At 61.0% G+C, this 5,675-nt stretch carries 7 protein-coding genes; 1 reads left to right on the forward strand and 6 read right to left on the reverse strand.

Going from position 1 to position 5,675, the window contains the following annotated elements:
* Both R3280_RS15795 and R3280_RS15800 read right to left on the reverse strand, forming a co-directional pair.
* A partial coding sequence (locus R3280_RS15795; RefSeq protein ID WP_318999571.1) for a DMT family transporter occupies positions 1–667 on the reverse strand: 667 nt, incomplete at its 3' end.
* A gap of 63 nt (positions 668–730) precedes the next feature.
* The gene (locus R3280_RS15800; protein ID WP_318999572.1) at positions 731–1,063 is read right to left on the reverse strand and encodes a YnfA family protein; all 333 of its coding nucleotides are present in this window, start codon (positions 1,061–1,063) and stop codon (positions 731–733) included.
* 172 nt (positions 1,064–1,235) lie between these two features.
* Between R3280_RS15800 and R3280_RS15805 the strand changes: the two genes are divergently transcribed.
* Positions 1,236–1,916, forward strand: a complete 681-nt coding sequence (locus tag R3280_RS15805; RefSeq protein ID WP_318999573.1) for an HAD family hydrolase — start codon at positions 1,236–1,238, stop codon at positions 1,914–1,916.
* Positions 1,917–1,983: 67 nt separating this feature from the next.
* Here the strand turns inward: R3280_RS15805 and R3280_RS15810 are convergent, their stop codons facing one another.
* The 4 genes from R3280_RS15810 to R3280_RS15825 form a co-directional block, all read right to left on the reverse strand.
* Complete coding sequence (locus R3280_RS15810) at positions 1,984–2,724, reverse strand: transporter substrate-binding domain-containing protein (protein ID WP_318999574.1); 741 nt, start codon at positions 2,722–2,724, stop codon at positions 1,984–1,986.
* Positions 2,725–2,971: 247 nt separating this feature from the next.
* Positions 2,972–3,331 (reverse strand): VOC family protein, encoded by a 360-nt coding sequence (locus R3280_RS15815; protein ID WP_318999575.1) that lies wholly within the window; start codon positions 3,329–3,331, stop codon positions 2,972–2,974.
* A 286-nt stretch (positions 3,332–3,617) separates the two neighbouring features.
* Positions 3,618–4,673, reverse strand: a complete 1,056-nt coding sequence (locus R3280_RS15820) for a hypothetical protein (RefSeq protein WP_318999576.1) — start codon at positions 4,671–4,673, stop codon at positions 3,618–3,620.
* Positions 4,674–4,880: 207 nt separating this feature from the next.
* Positions 4,881–5,675: substrate-binding periplasmic protein (locus R3280_RS15825; protein WP_318999577.1), on the reverse strand; the 795-nt coding region annotated here is incomplete at its 5' end.

Here is a 5,675-nt window from a genome sequence, read left to right on the forward strand (position 1 = left end):
CCCCCAGCACCCCCAGGGCGGCAAACATCGGCAGATCCGGCGAATAGGGCACCGCCGCCACCTGGGCCGGCTCACTCAGGCCCAGCAGCGCCGTCACCAGGGCCGCGAACGCAATGGTCAGGATCGCCTGGGGGCTGCCGTGGCGGGCGGCAAACTTGAAGCCGAAAATGAACAGCGCATAGGATGCCCCCGCCAGCAGCCCGGCCGCAACCCCAAGGCCGGTGACGCTGGCCGCGCCCACATCATAGACCCGGGTCAGCAGCACAATGCCCAGCAGCACCAGAATGAGGGCGAGTCCTTTCACCAGGGTGAAGCGCTCAAGGCCGATGGCAAAGGAGACCAGGTAGACGAACACCGGCGCGCAGTACATCAGCGTGGCCGCCACCGGTATGCTGCCCTGCTCGATACTGATGAAATAGAACGTGAAGTTGCCGGCGACCCCGACACCCGCCAGCGCTGCCCAGAGCCAGAGCCGGGGTACCGCCAGGCCGCTGTTGCGGTGACTCAGCAGAAGCCAGACCAGCACGAACACCAGCCCGATACCGCCCCGGTAAAGCGCCACCACGTAGGCGTCCCAGCCGCCTGCGATGAGAACGGCGCCGATGCCGCCGGACAGGCCCCAGCAAAAAGCCGCCAGGGCCACAAACGCGGTACTCATGATCGCCATGCCCGCTCCTTCCAGAATGCCGAAAAATGGGAGGTTCCGAAGGTTCAGGCACCCAGTCTGCGATCAGCTGCCTCTGGGTGCAAACATGATGATGCACATGCCCAGTATCGCCACGCCCGAGCCCACGAAATCCCACACCGTGGGCCGGATACCGTCGATGGCCCAGAGCCAGACAATGGCGGCGAAGATGTACACCCCACCATAGGCCGCGTAGACCCGCCCCGCCGCGGTGGGGTGCAGCGACAGCAGCCAGGCAAAGGCGGCCAGACTCAGCGCGCCCGGCACCAGCAACCAGATGGTCTTGCCTTCCCGCAGCCAGAGGTACGGCAGGTAGCAGCCGAGGATCTCGGCCAGGGCTGTGACCAAGAACAGGCCGAAGGTTTTCAATTCATCCATGGATGGGGAGGTTGGGTTGTGAATGGCGCTTGTTGGAGAAGATAGATCCGTCCCAACGTTTTGAACAGTTCCAGAGCTATGTCCGTTTCCATCGACTGATCATGAGCTGGATACAGCGAATCCATGAACTACACTTCCTGTAGACCTGCACCGGTACAGGGAGGCTCTCGACATGGCTGTCCGACCGAACGTAGTTCTATTTGATGTCCTTGAAACACTGATCAATCTGGACCCGCTGGCGGCTCGCCTGGAAGAGGTTGGTCAGCCACCAACCGTTCTGCAGCCCTGGTTCCTGCGCTTTCAGCGCGATGCCATGGCCCTGACTCTGGCCGGTGACACGGCACCCTTCGACGCGCTGGCACGGGAATCACTGCAAACGGAAACGAAATACACCCTCAGTGAACGTGATATCGAATATGTGGTCGATGGGTTTTCCACGCTACCGGCCTTCGACGATGCCGCGCCGGCCATGAGGAGGATCTCTGAGGCAGGCGCGGCCGTTGGGTGCCTTACCGTCAACAGTCCTGAGAGAACACGCCGGTTCCTCGAGGGTGCCGGGCTTTCCGAATTGGTCGACCACGTCATCACCTCGCAGGATGCGGGTATCTGGAAGCCTCATCCGGACATCTACCGTTTCTCGGCAAATCGCCTGGGTACACCGATTGAGCGCCTGGCGCTGGTTGCCGTACATGCCTGGGATTGCCATGGTGCGAAACGGGCCGGTGCGCTCTCGGGCTGGTGTTCCCGCCTCGAATACAAACCCGGTGATGTCTTTCTGCCTCCCGACGTGACTGGCGACAGTCTTGTTGAGGTTGCAGACAAACTGATGTCCGGTGAATCAAAAGAGATCTAGTTTCTGATTACAGGTGCCAATAACAGCATCGATTTTCCCGGTTCCTGAACCTTGGCCGCCCGCTGCCCTACTCGTCCGGCTGAACGGAGATCGGCCGGTCCGGCGGGGGCAGTCTGGGTAGCATGGCCTCCACATCAACCTTGTGGGTCGCGAAAAAGGCTTCCGCCGCTTCGATCAGAGCCGTCTCGGTTTTGAGGATCCCCAGGTAGGCCGGCCATTCGGCGTCGATCAGTTCCGTGCTGTAAACGTCTGGATCGACTTCCAATAGCCTTGCCAGAAACCGGAATTCCGATTCCTCCATGACGATGTAATCGCATCGCCCACGCAGAAACATGGCCATCATCTGCTGGGCACTGTAGCCATCATGGCGGACCAGGTCGGTAGCGATTCGCTGCTTGAGTCGGTCACTGTAGACAAACCATTTGCGCAGACAGACGCCACCCTGCAGCTCATCGAAAGAGCGCGGTTGCAGGCCAGGTTGCGCGAACACCCGGTCACGCCAGGTCAACACCGGTCCGACGGCGTGCATCCGGTCCGGCAGCGGCATCCAGAGCGGGTTGGCGAAAACCGCGTTGGCCTGCCCCTCTTCCAGGGCCCAGACCTGGCGTTTTCTCGGCATGGGGCGGAAATGAGCTGCAATACCGGTTTCCAGGGCGAAGTCCTCGATCACCTCCACCAGAATGCCTTTATCGAGCTTGTTACCGTAATAGAACGGCAGAAAGCCCTCGTTCGACCCCATGATCTGGAGCGTTTGGGACCACGCTGGCAGGCACCAGAATGCTGCGATAATCAGCAGGCCTATTCTCATTGGTTTCTCCGCCCAGTGATCGATCAGGGCAGGACTCCACTTGTCCGGCGCTGCCCTGGCCAGTTAATGGCATCCGAAGTTGAATGCCCCTTCACCAAACAGCTTGCACCAAACCGGGGCCAAAACGCGAGAAATCAGATCATCAAACTCTCAGGTTTTGCACGATTTTGCCGGCAGAGAAGATGGCTTGATGTGGAATTTGGCAGGTGAAGCCGCAATGGAAAAGCCGTCGCCGCGCCTGGGATGGCTATTCATTTGCCTCTGACCAGACGGCATATTCATTGCCATTGGGATCACTGAAATGAAACCGGCGACCACCTGGGAAAGTGAAAATATCTTTGACAATCTTTCCTCCAGACAACCCTACCTTCTCAAGAGTCGCTTCCAAGTCGGTACTGAAAAGGACAATCAGCACACTTCCATGGTCCGTTGAAGTCACCTTGTCAGACTTGAAAAATCCACCATCCAGTCCAGCATTCTCGATCGCTACGTAATCGGCGCCATAGTCAACAAAGGACCATCCAAAGGCTTCACCAAAAAACCTTTTCGTGGCTTCCAGGTCCCTGGAAGGCATTTCAACATAATCGATCTTGCCGGTTTCTTTCACAGCTTCCTCCGTGATGCATAACGCCCGCATTTGCGGCTGGTTTGGAGCGCAGCGTCAAGGCGGTCCGGTGCAGGCCCGCGAGGGCCGGAACATACCTGCAAAAAACTGCGTTCCGTAGAACTCCGCCATTCGTTGATTCCTTTCAAGGCCCCCTCCCCAGCCCAGTCAACAGCCTAGACCATTCCTCGGTTATCCACCCCGTAATCGCGTGAACTCCACATTTCACGCTTCCAATAACGAGGTATAAATCCGCCGCCTCGGACTCAGGATCGCCCCGAACCACCTCTCATCCCTCCCGCTTCAACCCCCTCACCAAACTCAACTCCCAAATCCTCTCCGCCCTGGATCCCAGGTACCAGAAGCTCACACCCAGGATCGCGAAAAACAGGGCCTTGTGGGTGCTGTCCCAGAAGTACTCGAAAAAACGGGTATAGAGGTTGATGAACAGGAAGGTGAGACCGAAGCCGCGGGTCATGGCGTCGTCGTAGTTTACGCCGTGGAAGATAGCGGCCAGAGCGGCCACCGCGAACAGGACGGACCAGTGCAGAAGTTCGATCTGTCTTGCCCGCTCCCAGGCCTCCGGGTCGCCGTAATTGCCGAAGATGGACATTATCCACAGGGCGATGAACAGGTAGAGCAGGCCCATGGCCCGAGTCGGTCTCTGGAAGTCCTGCCGGGCCTGCCAGTGGCGGAACAGCCAGGAACCGCCGGCGATCAGTACCAGGCCGAACAGCACGAAGCGCATGGGGTAGTTCATGCCCAGGTAGTAGGCGCCCCAGCCGGAGGCGTAGCCGGTTTCGGCGCCGAACCAGGCGCCCAGGGAGAGCAGGGAGAAAATCCACACCAGTTTTGAGGGAAACCACAGCCCCAGCAGCCCGTAGATGACGGCGGCAAGCAGCAGCAGGAGGGAGAAATGGCCGGAGCCGGTGTCGATGACCCGGCCCAGGTAACCCACGGCGGCGGCGGTGGCCACCACGCCCAGGAAGAACAGGGCCTCGTTGCTGTAGATCTTGCCGGGGTGGCGGCGTTTGCGGCGGATGCCGGTGTAAAAGAGCCCGCCGGCAATGGCGGCAAGGCCCAGGCACTTGGCGGCGTCGGGGGCGGTGAACAGGCGCCGGAACAGTTCCACCAGCCATTCGTCCGCCAGCGCGGAGGATACCGAGATCAGCACCGAGGCCAGCGCCAGCCAGAAGGCGTAGCGGGCCAGCCGTTTCCAGTCGAAGGGGGTGACCTGGTAAGCAGCCCTCAGCCGGCCGGCCTCGGCCTCGGAGATCACCGCGTCCTCCTGCCAGTGCCTGATGGCCTGGTCCAGCACCCGCCCATCCCGTTTGGAAACCTGCATTAGCCCCACTCCCTGTGATACTGACCAGCGTGCCGCTGCCCTGGGCGCCATTATAGTGCGCTGTGCTGATTGAAGGTGAGACCTTGTTATTGCCGCCGGGTACCGCGCCCCCAGGTGGGGGAGCTGAGGGGCGCAAACCCCGGGGGAACCTGGCTCATGACGGACTCCTGACAGAAATCGCTACCTTGTTGTAGCCATGCCTGGGGCCTATCCGTCCGCGGGCCGCAGGGCCCGGTCCCTGATCAGGCAATCCTCCGGGTCAACAACGGGCTGGAAGCGGGTCTCCAGGCCGTACTTCTCCAAGATTGCACAAAGCCGGCCGTCGGCACGGGCCCGCTCCAGACCACGATCGAAGGCCGCCGCGATGGCTCTGGCGCGTTCGGGGTTGTGTGGAGACAGCGCCAGGTAGCCGTGGTGGCGTTCTTCAAGGCAGCCGGCGTTGACCAGTCCCTCGTCATCCTGGCCGGAGGACTCGAACAGGAGCCGGTCATCGAAGCGTCCGGCCTGGACCATCCGGCGCAGCCGGTGAGGAATGTCCTGGCCACGGATAAGATCAACCCGGCTGTCCAAGTGCTCGGCGATGTAGGCGTCCACCTCTGCCCCATAGGTGTAGCCTGAGGTGGCCACGAAGCGGATGGCCGTCAGCGAGTCGACACCGCGATAGCGCCAGGACTCGTCCGTCTCTACATAAAAGCAGTATTCGCTCAGGGATACCGGATGGTCGGGGTAGATGACGCCGGGCGCTTCGCCCTTGAAAGTGGGAATGGTGGCGTCAATGCGGCCGGTTTGCAGATTGAGCAGGGCCCGGTCGTAGGGGAGGTTACGGTAGGTCACCTGGTATCCCATGGTCTGCAGTGCAGCGCGGGCGATTTCCACGGTGTAACCCCACCGGGCGGTGGTGGCGTCGCAGGCGTAGGGGCACCAGTACAGCGGGGCCGCGATCGAAACCACGGCATCGGCTTTGCCCACAGGCTCGGCAAAGGCCGGCACTGCCGCCAGCGG

The sequence above is a fragment of the Marinobacter sp. genome, assembly GCF_033722195.1.
Taxonomy (GTDB): domain Bacteria; phylum Pseudomonadota; class Gammaproteobacteria; order Pseudomonadales; family Oleiphilaceae; genus Marinobacter.